The organism is Pseudomonas sp. CCI1.1 (genome assembly GCF_034348165.1).
GTDB classification, from domain to species: Bacteria; Pseudomonadota; Gammaproteobacteria; order Pseudomonadales; family Pseudomonadaceae; genus Aquipseudomonas; species Aquipseudomonas paracarnis.
In genome coordinates this window covers 2,682,221-2,700,346 of sequence record NZ_CP133780.1, presented here as the reverse complement: position 1 = coordinate 2,700,346, position 18,126 = coordinate 2,682,221, and the positions used below count along the sequence as shown (strand labels likewise).

17 protein-coding genes are annotated in these 18,126 nt (G+C 61.4%); 9 read left to right on the top strand and 8 right to left on the bottom strand.

What is annotated here, in order from left to right; genetic code table 11:
• Nucleotides 1–76: 76 nt before the first annotated feature.
• Nucleotides 77–460: a YbaN family protein gene (locus RHM69_RS12005; protein ID WP_019818414.1), complete on the bottom strand. Its 384-nt coding sequence runs from the start codon at nt 458–460 to the stop codon at nt 77–79.
• A 20-nt stretch (nt 461–480) separates the two neighbouring features.
• A complete protein-coding gene (locus RHM69_RS12000; RefSeq protein WP_003193011.1) occupies nt 481–1,068 on the bottom strand; it encodes a YecA family protein in 588 nt (195 codons plus the stop codon).
• Between the two features lie 276 nt (nt 1,069–1,344).
• Between RHM69_RS12000 and recQ the strand changes: the two genes are divergently transcribed.
• The gene (gene recQ / locus RHM69_RS11995; RefSeq protein ID WP_014719373.1) at nt 1,345–3,474 is read left to right on the top strand and encodes a DNA helicase RecQ; all 2,130 of its coding nucleotides are present in this window, start codon (nt 1,345–1,347) and stop codon (nt 3,472–3,474) included.
• Nucleotides 3,475–3,595: 121 nt separating this feature from the next.
• The gene (locus RHM69_RS11990; RefSeq protein WP_003193007.1) at nt 3,596–4,030 is read left to right on the top strand and encodes a MarR family transcriptional regulator; all 435 of its coding nucleotides are present in this window, start codon (nt 3,596–3,598) and stop codon (nt 4,028–4,030) included.
• Between the two features lie 120 nt (nt 4,031–4,150).
• Here the strand turns inward: RHM69_RS11990 and RHM69_RS11985 are convergent, their stop codons facing one another.
• Entirely contained in the window at nt 4,151–6,340 is a 2,190-nt protein-coding gene (locus tag RHM69_RS11985; RefSeq protein WP_014719372.1) for a patatin-like phospholipase family protein, read from the bottom strand.
• Nucleotides 6,341–6,423: 83 nt separating this feature from the next.
• Here RHM69_RS11985 and RHM69_RS11980 point away from each other — a divergent pair, with 83 nt between their 5' ends.
• Nucleotides 6,424–6,711 (top strand): SelT/SelW/SelH family protein, encoded by a 288-nt coding sequence (locus tag RHM69_RS11980; protein ID WP_014719371.1) that lies wholly within the window; start codon nt 6,424–6,426, stop codon nt 6,709–6,711.
• A gap of 2 nt (nt 6,712–6,713) precedes the next feature.
• On the opposite strand, the gene RHM69_RS11975 is transcribed toward RHM69_RS11980, so the two are convergent.
• Both RHM69_RS11975 and RHM69_RS11970 read right to left on the bottom strand, forming a co-directional pair.
• A complete protein-coding gene (locus tag RHM69_RS11975; protein WP_019818408.1) occupies nt 6,714–7,595 on the bottom strand; it encodes a DMT family transporter in 882 nt (293 codons plus the stop codon).
• 100 nt (nt 7,596–7,695) lie between these two features.
• Complete coding sequence (locus tag RHM69_RS11970) at nt 7,696–8,445, bottom strand: AraC family transcriptional regulator (RefSeq protein ID WP_014719369.1); 750 nt, start codon at nt 8,443–8,445, stop codon at nt 7,696–7,698.
• A gap of 137 nt (nt 8,446–8,582) precedes the next feature.
• Here RHM69_RS11970 and RHM69_RS11965 point away from each other — a divergent pair, with 137 nt between their 5' ends.
• Complete coding sequence (locus RHM69_RS11965; protein ID WP_200600316.1) at nt 8,583–9,392, top strand: UDP-2,3-diacylglucosamine diphosphatase; 810 nt, start codon at nt 8,583–8,585, stop codon at nt 9,390–9,392.
• Between the two features lie 176 nt (nt 9,393–9,568).
• Here the strand turns inward: RHM69_RS11965 and RHM69_RS11960 are convergent, their stop codons facing one another.
• From RHM69_RS11960 to phhA, 3 genes are all read right to left on the bottom strand, one after another.
• Complete coding sequence (locus RHM69_RS11960; RefSeq protein ID WP_019818405.1) at nt 9,569–10,762, bottom strand: amino acid aminotransferase; 1,194 nt, start codon at nt 10,760–10,762, stop codon at nt 9,569–9,571.
• Nucleotides 10,762–11,118 carry a 4a-hydroxytetrahydrobiopterin dehydratase gene (locus RHM69_RS11955; protein ID WP_003192995.1) on the bottom strand — a complete coding sequence of 119 codons (357 nt, stop codon included), beginning with the start codon at nt 11,116–11,118 and terminating at the stop codon, nt 10,762–10,764. The genes RHM69_RS11960 and RHM69_RS11955 overlap by 1 nt, the downstream gene beginning before the upstream one ends.
• A 98-nt stretch (nt 11,119–11,216) precedes the next feature.
• Nucleotides 11,217–12,008, bottom strand: coding sequence for a phenylalanine 4-monooxygenase (gene phhA / locus RHM69_RS11950; protein ID WP_014719366.1), 792 nt, complete (start codon nt 12,006–12,008; stop codon nt 11,217–11,219).
• Nucleotides 12,009–12,265: 257 nt separating this feature from the next.
• Between phhA and RHM69_RS11945 the strand changes: the two genes are divergently transcribed.
• The 5 genes from RHM69_RS11945 (at nt 12,266) to RHM69_RS11925 (ending at nt 18,125) form a co-directional block, all read left to right on the top strand.
• Nucleotides 12,266–13,831 (top strand): sigma-54-dependent phenylalanine hydroxylase transcriptional regulator PhhR, encoded by a 1,566-nt coding sequence (locus tag RHM69_RS11945; RefSeq protein ID WP_014719365.1) that lies wholly within the window; start codon nt 12,266–12,268, stop codon nt 13,829–13,831.
• Between the two features lie 841 nt (nt 13,832–14,672).
• The gene (locus tag RHM69_RS11940; RefSeq protein WP_003192988.1) at nt 14,673–15,413 is read left to right on the top strand and encodes a flagellar basal body rod protein FlgF; all 741 of its coding nucleotides are present in this window, start codon (nt 14,673–14,675) and stop codon (nt 15,411–15,413) included.
• 62 nt (nt 15,414–15,475) lie between these two features.
• On the top strand, nt 15,476–16,261 hold the full coding sequence (gene flgG / locus RHM69_RS11935) for a flagellar basal-body rod protein FlgG (protein WP_003192986.1): 786 nt from the start codon (nt 15,476–15,478) through the stop codon (nt 16,259–16,261).
• 52 nt (nt 16,262–16,313) lie between these two features.
• Nucleotides 16,314–17,009 (top strand): flagellar basal body L-ring protein FlgH, encoded by a 696-nt coding sequence (gene flgH / locus RHM69_RS11930; protein WP_014719364.1) that lies wholly within the window; start codon nt 16,314–16,316, stop codon nt 17,007–17,009.
• A 6-nt stretch (nt 17,010–17,015) separates the two neighbouring features.
• The gene (locus tag RHM69_RS11925) at nt 17,016–18,125 is read left to right on the top strand and encodes a flagellar basal body P-ring protein FlgI (protein WP_161981170.1); all 1,110 of its coding nucleotides are present in this window, start codon (nt 17,016–17,018) and stop codon (nt 18,123–18,125) included.
• Nucleotide 18,126: the final 1 nt, after the last annotated feature.

Genomic DNA, 18,126 nt, shown 5'->3' with positions numbered 1-18,126 from the left:
TGGACAGTCTCGCATGATGCCTGGTGTTAGTCAGTGTCGACCAAGGTCGTGTGGGATCGAATGTCGCAGGTGGTGCTCAGCGTGGCGGCAGGGTTTTCTGGCGCAGGATGTAGATCGTCACCAGCACCGCACTGGTCAGCATAAAGCCCCGTGCCCATGGCAGCGGCACCAGGTAGCAGGAAATCGAGATGCTCAACCACATCAAGCCAATGGCGTAGACCTTGCCTTTGAGCGGGATGCCATTGCCGTCCAGGTAATCGCGCACCCAGGGCCCCAGGCGCGGGTGTTCCACCAGCCAGTGGTAGAAGCGCGGGGAGCTGCGAGCGAAACAGGCGGCGGCGAGTAACAGGAAGGGCGTGGTCGGCAGCACAGGTAGGAAAATGCCGATGACTCCCAGCGCTACGCTTAGCCAGCCGATGGCCAGCAGCGCGTAGCGCAGGAGCAGTGGACGGTTGCCCATGGGTGCCACGGGCAAGCGACTCAGTGGTGACGTGGCTTGAGGATCGCCGGTTTTTCGTCAGGCGCGTTGCACAGCAGGTACAGCGCGGTGAGGGCTTCCGGGATCTGCACGATCATGTCGTCCATCAGGTTGGCGTCGGCGGCGATGTCGGAGAACTCTGCTTCCTCTTCGAACAGGCCTGAGCCGACCATGATCGGCAGCAGCATTTCGCTGACTTCTTCTTCGGCGGTTTCGAACCAGGCGGCTTCGCGCAGGAACACGCCTTCCATGAAGCCGATGCACCAGCCGCGCAGGTCGGAGTCATCAGGGTCGTCGCCCAGGTCCAGCTCGCACGGCAGCTCGAACTCTTCGTCGGAGGCCAGTTGGCGGGCGATGTGGGCCTTGAGGGCGACCAGGGTGGATTCGATTTCTGCGCGCTGGGCGTCGTCGCTGTAGTGAGGCTCTTCAGCGAACAGCGCGTCGATCCATTCACGGTCCGGAACGGGGTCGGAGCAGATCGACAGGGCGGTCAGGTAGCCGTGGGCGGCCACGTAGTCCAGCGCCTCGTCATGCAGCTCATCGGCGTCGAGGAAGGCTTGCAGGCGGGTTAGTTGCTCAGCGAAGGACATTGAAGGGCTACCTTGGGAATAAACGATGCTGAATTCTAGGCTTTCTTGAGCGCCCAGGCCAGCCGCACGGCATATTTGCCCGGTTTTAGCCTGGTGCGTCTATTCGTCAGTCGCGCCCTTTGGTGGATAACGCTCGGGTATACTGCCGCGTTTTGTGATGCCCCTACAGGCCCAGCGCCAATCCGGGAAAACTTCGCTTACGGATTATTTTTCGTGAACGGGGATTTTTTCGGCCAGCCTGTATAGAGGGATTTCGGCACCATTTTGGAGTTTTACATGCTCGAGCAGGCTCAACGCGTCCTCAAGGACATCTTCGGCTACGACAGTTTTCGTGGCCGCCAGGGTGCGATCATTGAGCGCGTGGCCAGTGGCGGCGATGCCCTGGTACTGATGCCTACCGGTGGCGGCAAGTCGCTGTGCTTCCAGGTGCCGGCGCTGTTGCGCAATGGCCTGGCCGTGGTGGTGTCGCCGCTGATTGCGTTGATGGATGATCAGGTCGCCACCCTTGAAGAACTCGGTGTCGCCGCCGCGTCGTTGAACTCCACCCTCAGCGCCGAGCAGCAGCGCGACCTGGCCGCACGCATCAAGCGTGGCGAGGTGAAAATGCTCTACCTGGCGCCGGAGCGCCTGGTGCAGCCACGCATGCTGGCTTTTTTGCAGAGCCTGGAAATCGCCCTGTTCGCCATTGACGAAGCCCACTGTGTGTCGCAATGGGGTCACGATTTCCGTCGCGAATACCTGCAGCTTGGCCAATTGGCCGAACTGTTTCCCGATGTGCCGCGTATCGCGCTGACCGCCACCGCCGACAAGCGGACCCGCGAAGAGATCGTCGAGCGCCTGCATTTGCAGAACGCCGAGCGCTTCCTGTCGAGTTTTGACCGGCCCAATATTTTCTACCGCATCGTGCCCAAGGAGCAGCCACGCAAGCAGTTGCTGGCGTTCCTGTCCGAGCGGCGCAGTGACGCGGGCATCGTGTACTGCCTATCGCGCAAGAAAGTCGATGAGGTCGCGGCGTTCCTCTGTGAACAAGGCTACCCGGCACTGCCTTACCATGCCGGCCTGCCCAATGAAACGCGATCAGCGCACCAGAAACGCTTCCTGAACGAGGAAGGCCTGATCATGGTGGCAACCATCGCCTTTGGCATGGGCATCGACAAATCCAACGTGCGTTTCGTGGCGCACATGGACCTGCCCAAGTCCCTTGAGGCCTATTACCAGGAAACCGGGCGTGCCGGCCGCGATGGCCTGCCGGCGGATGCCTGGATGGTCTACGGACTGCAAGACGTGGTGATGCTCAAGCAGATGCTGCAGAACTCCGAGGGCGACGAGCGCCACAAACGCCTGGAACAGCACAAGCTCGATGCCATGCTCTCGTTGTGCGAAGAGACCCGCTGCCGCCGCCAGACCCTGCTGGCGTATTTCGACGAAGACATGCCTGAACCCTGCGGCCACTGCGATAACTGCATCGACGGCGTACAAACCTGGGACGCCACCGAGCCGGCGCGCCAGGCGTTGTCGACGATCTATCGCACCGGCCAGCGTTATGGTGTGGGCCATCTGGTGGACGTACTGCTGGGCAAGGACAATGAAAAAATCCGCAGCTTCGGCCACGAGAAACTCTCGGTGTACGGTGTCGGCAAAGCTCGCGCCGAAGGTGAGTGGCGTTCGCTGTTTCGCCAGATGGTTGCCCGTGGGCTGGTCGACATCGATATCGAAGGCTACGGCGGGCTGCGCCTGAATGACAGTTGCCGGCCCTTGCTCAAGGGCGAAGTGAGCCTGGAACTGCGCCGTGACCTCAAGCCGCAGACCACCGCCAAAAGCAGCAGTACTAGCCAGGCCAGCCAACTGGTGCGGGGTGAAGAACGCGAACAGTGGGAAGCCTTGCGCACCCTGCGGCGCAAACTGGCGCAGGAGCACAGCGTGCCACCCTACGTTATCTTTCCCGACTCCACCTTGCTGGAGATGCTCCGCGAGCAGCCCACCACCATGGCCGAGATGGCCCGGGTCAGCGGTGTGGGCGCACGTAAACTGGAACGCTACGGCCAGGCCTTCCTGGAAGTGCTCGGCGGCCAGGCCGAAGCGCCGAAGGAAATCGCCGATATTCGCCACGAACTGATCAGCCTGGCCCGCGCCGGCATGACCCCGATCCAGATCGCCGGCCAGCTGCAATGCTCGGAAAAAAACGTATACACCTTGCTCGCCGAAGCCATCGGCAAGCAGCAATTGTCCCTGGAGCAGGCCCTTGATTTGCCTGAAGATTTGCTCGGTGAAATCCAGGACGCTTTTCTCGATGGAGAAGGCGAATTGCCAGCTGTCACGGAGATTGCGCCGTTATTTACCGGGCGTGTTCCGGAAGGCGTTTTGTACTGCGTGCGTGCTGCTTTGCAGTCGGAATTCGAAATTTAGTGTGCCAATTACGACAATGTAACGAATCAGTACATAGCGGGCCTTGCCTACTGACAGGGCTCATGCTTAGCTGACTAATAATTAGCCATACTTTATTTTCAGTCTTAAACATGAGTTTTTTATGCCGTTAACCGATCAACACCGTTTTGGCATGCAGTTGGCGCAAATGTCCCGAGGTTGGCGCGCCGAACTGGATCGCCGGCTGGCGGGGCTGGGCTTGTCCCAGGCGCGCTGGCTGGTGCTGCTGCACCTGGCCCGTTTTGTCGAAGCACCCACCCAGCGTGAATTGGCCCAGAGTGTCGGCGTAGAAGGGCCCACCCTGGCCCGTCTGCTCGATAGCCTGGAAGGCCAGGGCCTGGTGCAACGCCAAGCCGTGGTGGAAGACCGCCGCGCCAAACGTATTCTGCTGTGCGATACCGCCCAACCGCTGATCGACCAGATCGAAACCATCGCCACGGCGTTGCGCCATGAGTTGTTCGTGGGCGTGAATGAGGAAGACCTGCGGGTGTGCATGCGGGTGCATGAGCACATCCTGGCGAACCTGGAAAAGTCCTGATCTAAATAATGTGGGAGCTGGCTTGCCTGCGATGACGGACATTCAGTCAAGGGATTAGCTGGCTGACGCACCGCTATCGCAGGCAAGCCAGCTCCCACATTGGGTTTAGTGTTCGGCTTCTTAGAACGTCTGGCCCAGGTTCAAGTACACCGCCTTCTGATTATCATCATTGAACCCATAGCTGAAATTCAGCGGCCCCAAGGGTGTATCAAACCCCAGAAAAATACTTGCAGCGTTGATATAGCCGCTGTCGAACTCGTTATCGTTGTTCCACGCCCGACCCCGTTCCAGGGATGCACCTAGGTACAACGGGAAGTCCAGTGGCAGGTAAGAGCGCGGGGTGAGCCTGCGGTAGTACACCGCGCGCATCAGGCTGATGTTCTGCCCCGAAATCGCATCCTGGCGGAAGCCTGATAATTGCCGTGCGCCTCCTAGCAGGAAGCTGGAAATCACCACATCCGAATCGTCCAGGGTGCGCCCATAGCGGCCGCCCAGTATCAGGGTGTCCGGGCCGTGGCTCATGGCCTTGTCCAGCTTGAATTCCCACTGGCGGTAGCGCTGGTCCGAGCCCAGGCCAGGTTCGAACTCGCGAAAGGCCAGGCCGATGTCTTCGCCGCTGTGGGGGAAGTACACGTTGTCCAGGGAGTCGAAGGAATATTTGAGTTCATAGAAGCCTTCGCTGAAGCTCACGCTTGGCAGATCGCGGTCGCCAATGCGCACGTCCGCCTTGCCCCAGGCTTCGCCCACGCCAAAGCGGATCTCGCCGCTGTTGCCGATCTGCCGGCCCACGTTCAAACCGAAGCCATAGCGTTCCAGGCGGTATTCGGAGATGGGGTCGTTATCCAGGATCAGCTCGACGTTCTGCGCCTCGGCCCTGATGTAGGGGGCCACAAAGTAACGTGAGCCGGTGTCCATGGGTTGGTAGAACTCGCTGTAGAGCTCCTGCCGATCACCGATCTGCACCCGTGTGAGCCATTCCGCGCCGAGGCGGTTGATGCCGTTCACGCGGTAACTGGCGCCGAGGTTGAAGGCGCTGTCGCCGCGCATGTCGTCCGAGAGGTTCAAGCCCAGGCGCAGGTAGTCGGTGCCGCTGCGCTTGCCGCGTGCGCTGATCACCAGGGTGTTGTCCTGGCCTTTTTTTACCACGCGGTATTGCACCTGCTCGAAGTAATCGAGGCCGTACAGGGTGCCCATGTCTGATTGCAGGCGGCCCAGGTTCAACGGCTCTCCCAGCCCCTGGCGAATGTAATAGCGGATAACGTCATCACTGACCTTGGAGTCGTTCTCCACCTGGATTGCGGTGATTACCGGGGTGCGTTCGCCCGGTGTGCGGGCGGCTATCAGGTCGGCGTCGATGGGGTCGGCAGGGCGCAGGTGTGCCAGGCGTACGTCGAGGGCACGGGTGGCGCGGTAGCCGGCGTCGATCATGTCCTTGGCGCGGCCGAAATCGGTGACGCCATAAGCGGCCAGCGGTGGTTGGATCAACACGTCCTTGGGGTACAGGGCCTTGAGTTGTTCCTCGGAGTTACGCCGGGTCATCAGGGTGATGGACTGGTTGAGCACGTCCACCACGGTGGCCAGTTGTTTGCGCGAGCGCAGCGGGGTGCCGATGTCGACCACGATAGCAATATCGACGCCCATCTCCCGCGCCACATCCAACGGGATGTTGTCGGTCATACCGCCGTCCACCAGCAGGCGGCCATCCAGCTCCACCGGGGCGAACACCGCGGGAATCGACATGCTGGCGCGTATCACCTGGGGCAGGTGGCCTTTGCTGAAGACTACTTTTTCGCCGGTGGTGATGTCGGTGGCCACGGCGCGGAATGGGATCGGCAGCTTGTCGAAGTTACGCGTGTTGCTGCTGTGGGCGAACATGCTTTCCAGCAGCAACGCCAGGTTCTGGCCCTGGATCACGCCCAGCGGCAGGCCGAGGCTGCCATCGTCGCGGAAACTGAGTTTTTGTTTGACCAGGAAATCCCGGTCGTCCTGTTTGCGCCGAAACGGTACATCTTCACGCGGTGGCGCGTCGGACAGGGCCTGCTGCCAGTCGATCCCCAGCGCCAACTTCTCCAGCTCGTCAATTTTGTAGCCCGACGCATACAACCCGCCAATCACCGCGCCCATACTGGTGCCGGCAATCGCATCGATATGAATACCTTGCTCTTCAAGCGCCTTGAGCACGCCGATATGCGCCAGGCCACGGGCGGCGCCGCCGGACAGCACCAGGCCGATTTTCGGGCGGGGGGCTTCTACCGCGTCGGCAAGTAGGGGGACAAGGCACAGGAACAGGCAAGACAGCAGGCGGCGCATCATCAATCTCGTGGCTGGGCGACAAAGGCCGCTATTATAGCCACCCGATTCGCTGAGCCTGTTACGCCAGGAGCCGCTTAATGATGTCTGCATGCAAACCCGAGATCGTGATCACCTATTGCACCCAGTGCCAGTGGTTGCTGCGCGCCGCGTGGCTGGCCCAGGAGCTACTCAGCACCTTTGCCGATGACTTGGGGCGCGTGGCACTGGAACCAGCCACCGGCGGGGCCTTTCGCATTACCTGCGATGGCGTGCAGATTTGGGAGCGCAAGGCCGATGGCGGTTTTCCCGAGGCCAAGGTGCTCAAGCAGCGAGTGCGCGACCAGATCGACCCGCAGCGCGACCTCGGGCATAACGACCGTACCGTCTGAAGTCAGGCCGGCGCCGGTTGCTTGGCCTGGCTGGCGCTGCCCATCAGGCCGGAGAGCACGATGGCGACGATGATCAAGGCGCCGCCCAGCAGCATGCGCAGGGTCGGGGTTTCGGCAAACAACAGCCAGGCCACGGTGATGCCGTAGACCGGTTCCATCGCAAACACCACCGACGCGGTGCGCGCCTTGATCACCGCAAGGCTGGCGACAAACAGGCTGTGGGCCAGGCCGGTACAAAACACCCCCAGCAGCCCGATCCACAGCCAATCTATCCCTCGCACATCCGCCAACCCCGGCGCGGCCACGGGCAGCAGGAGCGCGGCGACCACGACGTTCTGGCACAGCGCGGCCTGTACCGCAGGAATGCGCCCTGAACTGGCGCGATTGTTCAGCGACAACAACGAGAACAACAGGCCCGAGGCGATGCCCCACAGCAGCCCGCCCGTGGCCTCGCTGGCGAGATTGAAATCCGGGGTCACAAGCACCAGGCCAACGGTGACCAGCACCACCAGCAGCACTTCATTGGCGCGAATGCGCTCGCGGAAAATCAGCCCCTCAAGGATTACGGTAAAGGCCGGAAATGCGGTGAACCCCAGGGTCGCCACGGCCACACCCGCGACTTTGACAGCGATAAAGAACGTCACCCAATGGGCGGCCAGCACGACGCCGCTGACCAGCAGGCGACGCCAGTCACGCATCTCCAGTTTTTTCCAGGGAGCGTTGCTGGCAAAGCGGGCGAATACCGCCAGGGCCAGCACGGCAAACGCGGCCCGGCCGAATACGATGATGGCAGGGGAGGCCGCCGCCAGCTTGCCGAATACGCCGGTGAGGCCAAACATCAGTGCGCCGATATGCAGGGCGCCAAGGGCTGAGCGGGGAGTCATTGCGATCCTTGATCCAACAGGGGGTGACAGCCTCGCAGTCTAGAGGGTTGGAGGATGGGCGTCTGTCGCGGGCCGGGTGATTTTTAGCGCAAGACTCTTGCTAGCCCGCCCGACGCAACGCCCCGGGCGAGGCGCCAAAGGCCCGTAGCATGGCCGCGCAAAATGCACTTTGCGAGGCGTAGCCGACGCGCTCGGCAATCTCGCCGATGGGCAGGGAGGTTTCGCGTAAAAGCCTGAGCGCCATATGCAAGCGACGACTGCGTAGATAGTCCATCGGCGTTTGCCCGCACTCAGCCATAAACCGTGCATGCAGGCGCGGCACGGACAAATCGGCAATCCGCGCCAGGTCGGCCACCTGGAGCGGACGCGCCGCATGGCGCTCGATATGGCTATTGAACGCGGCATAAGGCAGACGCCGGCCAGGCAGCGGTTGACCCTGAGGGTGGTTGAGGCTGGCCAGTAACAACACGGCGCCTTGCTGGACGATCAGCGGGTCGTGCACCGGGCTTTGTGCCAGCCACTGCACCAACTGGTGTTGCCGGGCATCCAGCGCTAGGCGTGCGGGTTGGTCGAGCAAGCGGCGGCTGGCATCGGCATGTTCGCCCAAGGATTGCACCACCCAGTGCTCGGTCGGCACATCCAGCACCAGGCAGCGGCTGCCATCGCGGCTGATGCAGGCGTGGTGGGTGGAGAAGGGCAGCACCATCACGCTGCTTTCGCGCACCTGGCTGCCACGGCCATCGACTTCCAGGTCCAGGTGCCCGGAAAGGCCGAACACCAACTGCGCATGGTCATGGCTGTGGGCAATGGGCGCTTCGAGGTAGTGGCGTAGCGTGAGGGTCGGGCTCATCGCGGTCTCCAGGGCGGCAAGCTGTCAGTCTACAACGCTTGGCGAGCGACGGGCGCTGTCATCAGACTGACGCACGCTTGTCATGGACTATTAATCGCCAAGGCGCAAGCTCGCCAAAACAGCGTCGAGGGATGCCCATGACCCGTGCCGAGTTCACCAAGCCCAGCCGCAAGCAACGGGTGCGAACCCTGTGGATTTCCGACGTGCACCTGGGCACTCGGGATTGCCAGGCCGAACACCTGTCGCACTTTCTCAAGGGCTACCATGCCGACAAGGTCTACCTGGTCGGTGACATCATCGACGGTTGGAAACTGCGCGGTGGCATGTATTGGCCCCAGGCTCACACCAACGTGATCCGCCGCTTGCTGACCATGGCCAAACGTGGCACCGAGGTGATCTATGTCACCGGCAACCATGACGAGTTCCTGCGTCGCTATTCCAAGCTGATCCTGGGCAATATCCAATTGGTCGATGAGGCTGTACACGTCACCGCCGATGGCCGCCACTTGCTGGTGATTCATGGCGACCAGTTTGATGTGATCACGCGCTATCACCGCTGGCTCGCCTTCCTCGGCGACTCGGCCTACGAATTCACCCTGACGCTGAACCGCTGGCTGAACCACTGGCGTGCGCGGTATGGCTACGGTTATTGGTCGCTGTCGGCGTACCTGAAACACAAGGTCAAGACGGCAGTGAGTTTTATCAGCGATTTCGAAGCGGCGATTGCCCACGAGGTGACCAAGCGTGAATTGCACGGGGTGGTGTGCGGGCATATTCACCATGCCGAGATTCGCAAGGTGGGCGAGGTGGATTACCTCAACTGCGGGGATTGGGTGGAGTCGTGCACGGCCTTGATCGAGCACTGGGATGGGCATATCGAGTTGTATCGGTTGGCGGATGCGCAGGCCAAAGAGGCACTGCTAAAGGCCGAAATGGTCGCTGGCTGAAGCCCTGCGTGCTTATAAAAGTGGGCGCTGGCTAGGTATCGCACACGGATTCAGCGTCCGGCATCAATCCCCTGTGGGAGCGGGCTTGCCCGCGATGGCGGTGGGCCAGGCAATTAATCTGCAACTGAACCACCCCCATCGCAGGCAAGCCAGCTCCCACACGTAATCCTGTTGCTTCAGTTGGAAACGTCGGCGATGGCTTGAGCCAGCAACGTCAAGCGCGTTGCATCAACACCGGCCACGTTAGCCCGCCCCGAACTGACCATATACACACTGTGCTTTTCGCGCAGTTGCTTGACCTGCTCGGCACTCAAGCCGGTATAGGAAAACATCCCACGCTGCGTGCCGATATGTGCGAATTTCTCGGCCAGGCCATGGGGCGCAAGCGCTTCCACCAATCCTGCGCGCAGATGGGCGATCCGCGAACGCATGGCCTCGACTTCCTCGCTCCACTGCTTTTTCAGCTGTGCATCACCGAGGATGGTCGCCACCACGGCAGCACCGTGATCCGGCGGTGTCGACCACAGGTTGCGAGCGATATTCGCCAGTTGGCTGCGTACATCGGTGAGCTTTTCGGCATCCGCCGCACAGACGATCAATGCACCCACGCGGTCGCGATACAGGCCGAAGTTCTTCGAGCAGGAGCTGGTGATCAGCACTTCCGGCAGCTCGGCGGCAAACAGGCGCACCGCCCAGGCATCCTGTTCCAGGCCATCGCCAAAGCCCTGGTAGGCGAAGTCGATCAGCGGCAGCAACTGGCGTTCACGCACGATCTGCAAGACCTGGCGCCAGTCATCCTGGGACAGATCAAAGCCGGTCGGGTTATGGCAGCACGCGTGCAGCAATACCACGTCGCCCTTGGGCACGCTGGACAGGGTTGCCAGCATTGCCGTCACATCCAGGCGGTTGTCGCTGCCCACGTAAGGGTAATGACTGACCTTGAGCCCGGCTTTGGCAAAAATGGTTTCGTGGATCGGCCAGGTCGGGTTGCTCAGCCACACGCCACGGCCCGGCAGGCTGTGGGCGATAAAGTCGGCACTCAAGCGCAGGGCGCCGGTGCCGCCTGGGGTTTGCGTGGCGCCAGCGCGGCGGTCACGCAGCAAGGCCGAGTCGGCGCCGAGCACCAGTTGGCTGATCAGGCTGCCGAAGGCTGCATCGCCATGCCCACCGATATAGGTCTTGGTCACTTGGGTGTCGACCAGGCGCTGTTCCGCCAGCTTCACCGAGTGGGGAATCGGCGTCAGGCCTTGCTCGTCCTTATAGACACCTACGCCCAGGTCGAACTTGTTCGGGTTGGCGTCCTGGGTATACAGGTCCATCAACCCGAGGATCGGGTCGCCGGGCACGCGGTCGATGGCATCGAAATGCATTACTTGCGACCCTCGGCAGTCTTGGCCACTTCGTCGGTGCGCGCGGCCATGATGAAGTCGTTGCGGTGCAAGCCCTTGATGGAGTGGCTCCACCAGGTCACGGTGACTTTGCCCCACTCGGTGAGCAGGCCAGGGTGATGGCCTTCGGCTTCGGAAATTTCACCCATGGCGTTGGTGAAAGCCAGGGCGAATTTGAAGTTCTTGAACAGGAAAACCTTTTCCAGCTGCATCACCCCATCGCGCACTTCGATGTTCCAGTCAGGGATCTGCTTGATCAGCACCGGCAGTTCTTCATCGCTGACTTGCGGGGCATCGGCGCGGCAGGCTTCGCAGTGGGCTTGGTTCAAGGTGGTCATGGAAGGTGTCCTGAATTCGAATGATTGAAGGTCAGTGGCGTTACCCTAAAGCAACGCGGGGCCAGGGAACAGACTCACCTGGCCTTAAAACGTGAGGTTCACGCGGCTTTGGGTTTGGGCGGAAATTTCGGTGCGTGCAGACCCAACTGCATGCCGCGCTCGACCATGCCCATGATGTCTTCCTGCGCCACGTCGAACAGGCGCTTGAGCTCGGGCAAGACGAAGTACAGCGGTTGCAGGATGTCGATGCGATAGGGGGTGCGCATCGCTTCCAGCGGGTCGAAGGCCTGGTGCTCGGGCTCGTCCGACAGGCAATACACACTTTCTTTAGGCGACGACAAAATGCCGCCACCGTAGATACGCCGGCCCTGAGGCGTGTCCACCAGGCCGAACTCGATGGTCATCCAGTACAGGCGCGCCAGGTATACCCGTTGCTCCTTGGTGGCCGCCAGGCCGAGCTTGCCGTAGGTGTGGGTGAATTCAGCGAACCAGGGGTTGGTCAGCAGCGGGCAGTGGCCAAAGATCTCGTGAAAAATATCCGGCTCTTGCAGGTAGTCCAGTTCTTCACGGGTGCGGATAAAGGTCGCCACCGGAAACTGCTTGCTGGCCAGCAATTCAAAGAAGGTCTGGAAGGGAATCAGCGCCGGCACGCGGGCGACTTGCCAGCCGGTGGTGTCGGCCAGCACCTTGTTGATCTCGCCCAGTTGGGGGATGCGGTCCAGGGGCAGGCCGAGCTTGTCGATGCCGTCCAGGTATTCCTGGCAGGCGCGGCCCTCAATCACCTTCAACTGACGAGTGATCAGGGTATTCCACACCGCGTGTTCTTCTGGCGGGTAGTGGATAAAACCTTGCGCATCGGGCTCGCGGGCCACGTACTGCGTCTGCTTCATACGGCTCTCCTGCTAGGCATTCGTTCTTGTTATGTCCTGGGATGCCTCTATTGATAACCGGATAGGCGCAGGATTCCATCAGCCTTTAGCCAATGCGTGTAGGAAAAATTACCGATATTCGTAAAGAATTCGTTACGATAGGCTCGCTTCTCGCAGCTATGGGCTGGGAATAGCTGCCGTACTGTCACATAATCTTGACGACTATCTGCGCCTAGCGACAAAAAGACGCGGCGCCTACTCCTTTTTCGAGTTTTTCCATGCGTATCAAAGTGCACTGCCAGAACCGCATCGGCATCCTGCGGGACATCCTCAACCTGCTGGTGGAGTACGGCGTCAACGTCGCCAAGGGCGAAGTCGGCGGTGAGCATGGCAATGCCATCTACCTGTTCTGCCCCAACCTGGTGAACATGCAATTCCAGGCGTTGCGCCCGCAGTTCGAGGCGATTGCCGGAGTGTTCGGGGTCAAGCGGGTAGGGCTGATGCCCAGCGAGCGGCGGCATATGGAACTCAATGCGTTGCTCGGTGCCCTGGAATTCCCGGTGCTGTCCATTGATATGGGCGGCTCCATCGTGGCCGCCAACCGGGCGGCGGCGCAGTTGCTTGGCGTGCGGGTAGATGAAGTGCCGGGGATTCCCCTGTCGCGTTATGCCGAGGATTTTGATCTGCCGGAACTGGTGCGCGCCAGCAAGTCGCGAATCAATGGCCTGCGGGTCAAGGTCAAGGGCGACGTATTTCTGGCGGATATCGCGCCGCTGCAATCCTCTGAGCACGACGACAGCGAAGCCATGGCCGGCGCCGTGCTCACCCTGCACCGTGCCGACCGTGTCGGTGAGCGTATCTATAACGTGCGCAAGCAAGAGCTACGCGGTTTCGACAGCATCTTCCAAAGCTCCAAGGTCATGGCCGCAGTGGTGCGTGAAGCGCGGCGCATGGCGCCGCTGGATGCGCCGCTATTAATAGAAGGCGAAACCGGCACCGGCAAGGAGCTGTTGGCCCGGGCCTGCCACTTGGCCAGCCCGCGGGGGCAGTCGCCGTTGATGGCGCTCAACTGCGCGGGGTTGCCCGAGTCGATGGCCGAGACTGAACTGTTTGGCTATGGCCCCGGCGCATTTGAAGGGGCGCGGGCGGAAGGTAAATTGGGCCTGCTTGAGCTGACGGCGGGCGGTACCTTGTTTCTGGATGGCGTGGGAGAAATGAGCGCGCGCTTGCAGGTCAAGCTGCTGCGCTTTTTGCAGGATGGTTGTTTTCGCCGGGTGGGCAGTGATGAAGAGGTGTACCTGGACGTGCGGGTGATCTGCGCGACCCAGATGGACTTGTCGGAACTCTGCGCCCGGGGGGAGTTTCGTCAGGACCTTTATCACCGGCTGAATGTGCTGTCGTTGCATATCCCGCCGTTGCGCGAATGCCTGGATGGCCTCGCGCCGTTGGTCGAGCACTTTCTCGACCAGGCCAGCCGGCAGATCGGTTGCCCACTGCCCAGGCTGGCCCCTGCGGCCATGGACAAACTCAGCCACTACCACTGGCCAGGCAACGTGCGGCAACTGGAAAACGTGCTGTTCCAGGCGGTGTCGTTGTGCGAAGGCGGCACGGTCAAGGTTGAGCATATTCGCTTGCCCGATTACGGCGTGCGTCAGCCGCTGGGTGATTTTTCCCTGGAGGGGAGCCTGGAGGATATCGTCGGGCGCTTTGAGAAGGCGGTGTTGGAAAGCCTGTACGCCGAACACCCGAGCAGCCGCCAGTTAGGCAAGCGCCTGGGGGTGTCGCACACCACCATTGCCAACAAGCTGCGTGATTACGAAGTGCTCAAGGCCGATCGCAGTTAAAACGGTGGGAGCTGGCTTGCCTGCTATAGCGGATTGTCAGTTGGCATATCAGTGCCTGCCCAACCGCTATCGCAGGCAAGCCAGCTCCCACATTGGTTGGGTATTGCCCCCGCAATCAGCGCCCGGCCTCAATCCCCTGTGGGAGCGGGCTTGCCCGCGAAGGCGGCGGGTCAGTCAATGATTCTGTCGCTGAACTAACGCTATCGCAGGCAAGCCAGCTCCCACATTGGTTGGGTATTGCCCCCGCAATCAGCGCCCGGCCTCAATCCCCTGTGGGAGCGGGCTTGCCCGCGAAGGCGGCGGGTCAGTCAATGATTCTGTCGCTGAACTAACGCTATCGCAGGCAAGCCAGCTCCCACATTGGTTGGGTATTGCCCCCGCAATCAGCGCCCGGCCTCAATCCCCTGTGGGAGCGGGCTTGCCCGCGAAGGCGGCGGGTCAGTCAATGATTCTGTCGCTGAACTAACACTATCGCAGGCAAGCCAGCTCCCACATTGGTTGGGTATTGCCCCCGCAATCAGCGCCCGGCCTCAATCCCCTGTGGGAGCGGGCTTGCCCGCGATGGCGGCGGGTCAGTCAATTAATCTGCAACTGAATCAGCACGATCGCAGGCAAGCCCGCTCCCCCTTTGATCTCTACCGGTTTGAAGGCCGGTGTTTGCCGCAGGCGGCAGTAGTCCGCCGTTTTTTCGACTGTTTCTCCCATCACCTCTTTCAGCTACCTCCACGAAACCCCCGCCCAGCCTGGACTTTCGCCTCTTTTGAAAAGTTGGTTCGCAAATTGCTTAATCCTCCTCAGTACAGCGGTGGGCGGCAAGCGTCCGTCAGAAAGAGGATAGAGCGTGGACAAGTACCTTTATGTGGCAATGACCGGCGCCAGCCAGAATGCACTGGCGCAGAAGGCCCATGCCAACAATCTGGCGAACATTTCCACCAACGGTTTCCAGCGCGACCTGGAACAGGCGCGTTCGATGCCGGTGTTCGGTGACAGCTTTCCGGCGCGGGCGTTTGCCATGACCGAACGTCCGGCTACCGACTTTTCACCGGGCGCGATGATCGAAACCGGCCGCGACCTCGACGTGGCCGTCAGCGGCGACGGCTGGATGGCGGTGCAAACCCCCGATGGCGGCGAAGCCTACGTGCGCAGCGCCAGCATGAACGTGGATGCCTTGGGCGTGCTGCGGGCCGGCAACGGTATGCCGATCATGGGCAACGGTGGCCCGATTGCCGTGCCGCCCCAGCAGAAAATCGAAGTGGGTTCGGACGGCACCATCAGCATCCGTGCCATGGGCGAAGGTCCGCGGGTGATGGCGGAAGTGGACCGTATCAAGATGGTCCAGCCTGACCTCAAGAACATGACCAAGGGCCTGGACGGCACCATCCACACCAAGGATGGCCAACCGGCCCAGGCCGACGCGAATGTGCGGCTGACCTCGGGTTTCCTGCAGGCGAGCAACGTCAATGCCGTGGAAGAAATGACCGCGGTGCTGGCGCTGGCCAAGCAGTTCGAGCTGCACATCAAGATGATGAACAGCGCTAAAGAAGACGACCAGGCCATGACGCGCGTCATGCAGATGAGCTGATTCAAGCCCACTAACTAATTTGCAACGCAGCGCCAACCATCCGGCGCACGAAGGAGAACAGCATGCTTCCGGCTCTATGGGTTGCCAAGACAGGCCTGTCCGCCCAGGACACCAACCTGACGACCATTTCCAACAACCTGGCAAACGTGTCGACCACGGGCTTCAAACGTGACCGCGCCGAGTTCCAGGACTTGCTCTATCAGATCAAGAAGCAACCGGGCGCCCAGTCGACCCAGGACAGCGAACTGCCGTCGGGCCTGCAACTGGGTACCGGTGTGCAGATCGTCGGCACCCAGAAAAACTTCAGCGCCGGTAACCTGCAGCAAACCGGCCAGCCCCTGGACATGGCGATCAATGGCCGCGGCTTTTTCCAGGTACTGCAACCGGATGGCACCACCTCTTACACCCGTGACGGCACCTTCCACCTGGACTCTAACGGCCAGATCGTGACCGCCAACGGTTTCGCCCTGGAGCCTGCTGTCGTGGTGCCGCCCGACGCCAAGACCTTCACCGTCGGCAACGACGGCACCGTGTCCATCACCGTTGCTGGCAACCCGGCCTCCCAAGTGATCGGCAACCTGCAAACCGCCGACTTCATCAACCCGGCCGGCCTGCAGGCGATGGGCAACAACCTGTTCCTGGAAACCGCCTCCAGTGGCGCGCCGCAAATCGGCACCCCTGGCTTGAACGGCTTCGGCACCACGCTGCAAAGCACCCTGGAAACCTCCAACGTCAGCACCGTTGAGGAGATGGTCAACATGATCACCACCCAGCGCGCCTACGAGATGAACTCCAAGGTGATTTCCACCGCCGACCAGATGCTTTCGTTCGTTACGCAAAATCTGTAATCAGTCTATGGGGCGCCCTTGAGGGTGCCTGCAACACCGTGAGGTTAGGGTCATGAATCGCTATGTTTGTGTGTTGGCATTGAGTGGGATCGCCGTGCTTGCGGGCTGTGTCGCCCCCACGCCAAAGCCCAATGACCCGTACTACGCGCCGGTGTTGCCACGCACACCGCTGCCGGCGGCGGCCAACAATGGCTCGATCTACCAGGCTGGTTTCGAGCAGAACCTGTACAGCGACCGCAAGGCGTTCCGGGTCGGTGACATCATCACCATTACCCTGAATGAGAAGACCCAGGCCAGCAAGAACGCTAACTCGCAGATAGGCAAGAACAGCAAGACCAGCATCGGCCTGACCTCGCTGTTCGGCGGCGGCCTGAACACCAACAACCCGCTGGGCAGTGGTGACCTGAGCCTGGACGCCGGCTACAGCGGCGACCGCGCCACCAACGGCAAGAGCGCGGCAGGGCAGGGCAACAGCCTGACCGGTTCGATCACCGTGACCGTCGCCGACGTATTGCCCAACGGCATCATTGCCGTGCGTGGTGAGAAGTGGATGACCCTCAACACCGGAGACGAGTTGGTGCGCATCGCCGGCATGGTCCGCGCCGATGACATCTCCACCGACAACACCGTGCCGTCGACGCGCATTGCCGATGCACGCATTACCTACTCGGGCACCGGTTCGTTTGCCGATGCGAGCCAGCCGGGCTGGTTCGACCGCTTTTTCCTCAGCCCGCTGTTCCCTTTCTAGGTGGCCATTTTGAAGTTCAAACAGCTGATGGCGATGACGCTTTTGCTGGCCTTGAGCGCTGTGGCCCATGCCGAGCGCCTGAAGGACATCGCCAGTATTTCCGGCGTGCGCTCCAACCAGTTGATCGGCTATGGCCTGGTCGTGGGGCTTAACGGCACGGGTGACCAGACCACCCAGACGCCGTTCACCCTGCAAACCTTCAACAACATGCTCTCGCAGTTCGGCATCAAAGTGCCGCCAGGCTCGGGCAACGTGCAGTTGAAGAACGTCGCAGCGGTGTCGATCAGCGCCGATCTGCCCGCGTTTGCCAAGCCGGGGCAGGTGGTGGACATCACCGTGTCGTCCATGGGTAACTCCAAGAGCCTGCGCGGTGGCACCTTGCTGATGACGCCGCTCAAAGGTATCGACGGCAACGTCTACGCCATTGCCCAGGGCAACCTGGTGGTCGGCGGTTTTGACGCCGAAGGCCGCGACGGCTCGAAGATCACCGTCAACGTGCCGTCGGCCGGGCGTATCCCCGGTGGCGCCACGGTTGAACGCACCGTGCCGAGTGGTTTCAACCAGGGCAACAGCCTGACCCTGAACCTCAACCGCTCCGACTTCACCACCGCCAAGCGCGTGGTCGACAAGATCAATGACATGCTCGGCCCTGGCGTGGCCCAGGCCATCGACGGCGGCTCGGTTCGCGTCACTGCGCCTCTGGACCCAAGCCAGCGCGTGGACTACCTGTCGATCCTGGAAAACCTTGAAGTGGACCCAGGCCAGGCCGTAGCGAAAGTCATCATCAACTCGCGCACCGGCACCATCGTGATCGGCCAGAACGTCAAGGTCTCGCCAGCGGCGGTAACCCACGGCAGCCTGACGGTGACCATCACCGAAGACCCGATCGTCAGCCAGCCTGGGCCGTTGTCCGGTGGCCAGACGGCCGTGGTCCCGCGCTCGCGCGTCAATGCCCAGCAAGAAGCCAAGCCGATGTTCAAGTTCGGCCCCGGCACCACCCTGGACGAGATTGTCCGTGCGGTGAACCAGGTGGGCGCTGCGCCCGGCGACTTGATGGCGATCCTCGAAGCTTTGAAGCAGGCCGGCGCGTTGCAAGCCGACCTGATCGTGATCTGAG

Coding starts and splice junctions, on each gene's coding strand:
- RHM69_RS12005 (WP_019818414.1), bottom strand. CDS start 460: ATGGGCAACCGTCCACTGCTCCTGCGCTACGCGCTGCTGGCCATCGGC.
- RHM69_RS12000 (WP_003193011.1), bottom strand. CDS start 1,068: ATGTCCTTCGCTGAGCAACTAACCCGCCTGCAAGCCTTCCTCGACGCC.
- recQ (WP_014719373.1), top strand. CDS start 1,345: ATGCTCGAGCAGGCTCAACGCGTCCTCAAGGACATCTTCGGCTACGAC.
- RHM69_RS11990 (WP_003193007.1), top strand. CDS start 3,596: ATGCCGTTAACCGATCAACACCGTTTTGGCATGCAGTTGGCGCAAATG.
- RHM69_RS11985 (WP_014719372.1), bottom strand. CDS start 6,340: ATGCGCCGCCTGCTGTCTTGCCTGTTCCTGTGCCTTGTCCCCCTACTT.
- RHM69_RS11980 (WP_014719371.1), top strand. CDS start 6,424: ATGTCTGCATGCAAACCCGAGATCGTGATCACCTATTGCACCCAGTGC.
- RHM69_RS11975 (WP_019818408.1), bottom strand. CDS start 7,595: ATGACTCCCCGCTCAGCCCTTGGCGCCCTGCATATCGGCGCACTGATG.
- RHM69_RS11970 (WP_014719369.1), bottom strand. CDS start 8,445: ATGAGCCCGACCCTCACGCTACGCCACTACCTCGAAGCGCCCATTGCC.
- RHM69_RS11965 (WP_200600316.1), top strand. CDS start 8,583: ATGACCCGTGCCGAGTTCACCAAGCCCAGCCGCAAGCAACGGGTGCGA.
- RHM69_RS11960 (WP_019818405.1), bottom strand. CDS start 10,762: ATGCATTTCGATGCCATCGACCGCGTGCCCGGCGACCCGATCCTCGGG.
- RHM69_RS11955 (WP_003192995.1), bottom strand. CDS start 11,118: ATGACCACCTTGAACCAAGCCCACTGCGAAGCCTGCCGCGCCGATGCC.
- phhA (WP_014719366.1), bottom strand. CDS start 12,008: ATGAAGCAGACGCAGTACGTGGCCCGCGAGCCCGATGCGCAAGGTTTT.
- RHM69_RS11945 (WP_014719365.1), top strand. CDS start 12,266: ATGCGTATCAAAGTGCACTGCCAGAACCGCATCGGCATCCTGCGGGAC.
- flgG (WP_003192986.1), top strand. CDS start 15,476: ATGCTTCCGGCTCTATGGGTTGCCAAGACAGGCCTGTCCGCCCAGGAC.
- flgH (WP_014719364.1), top strand. CDS start 16,314: ATGAATCGCTATGTTTGTGTGTTGGCATTGAGTGGGATCGCCGTGCTT.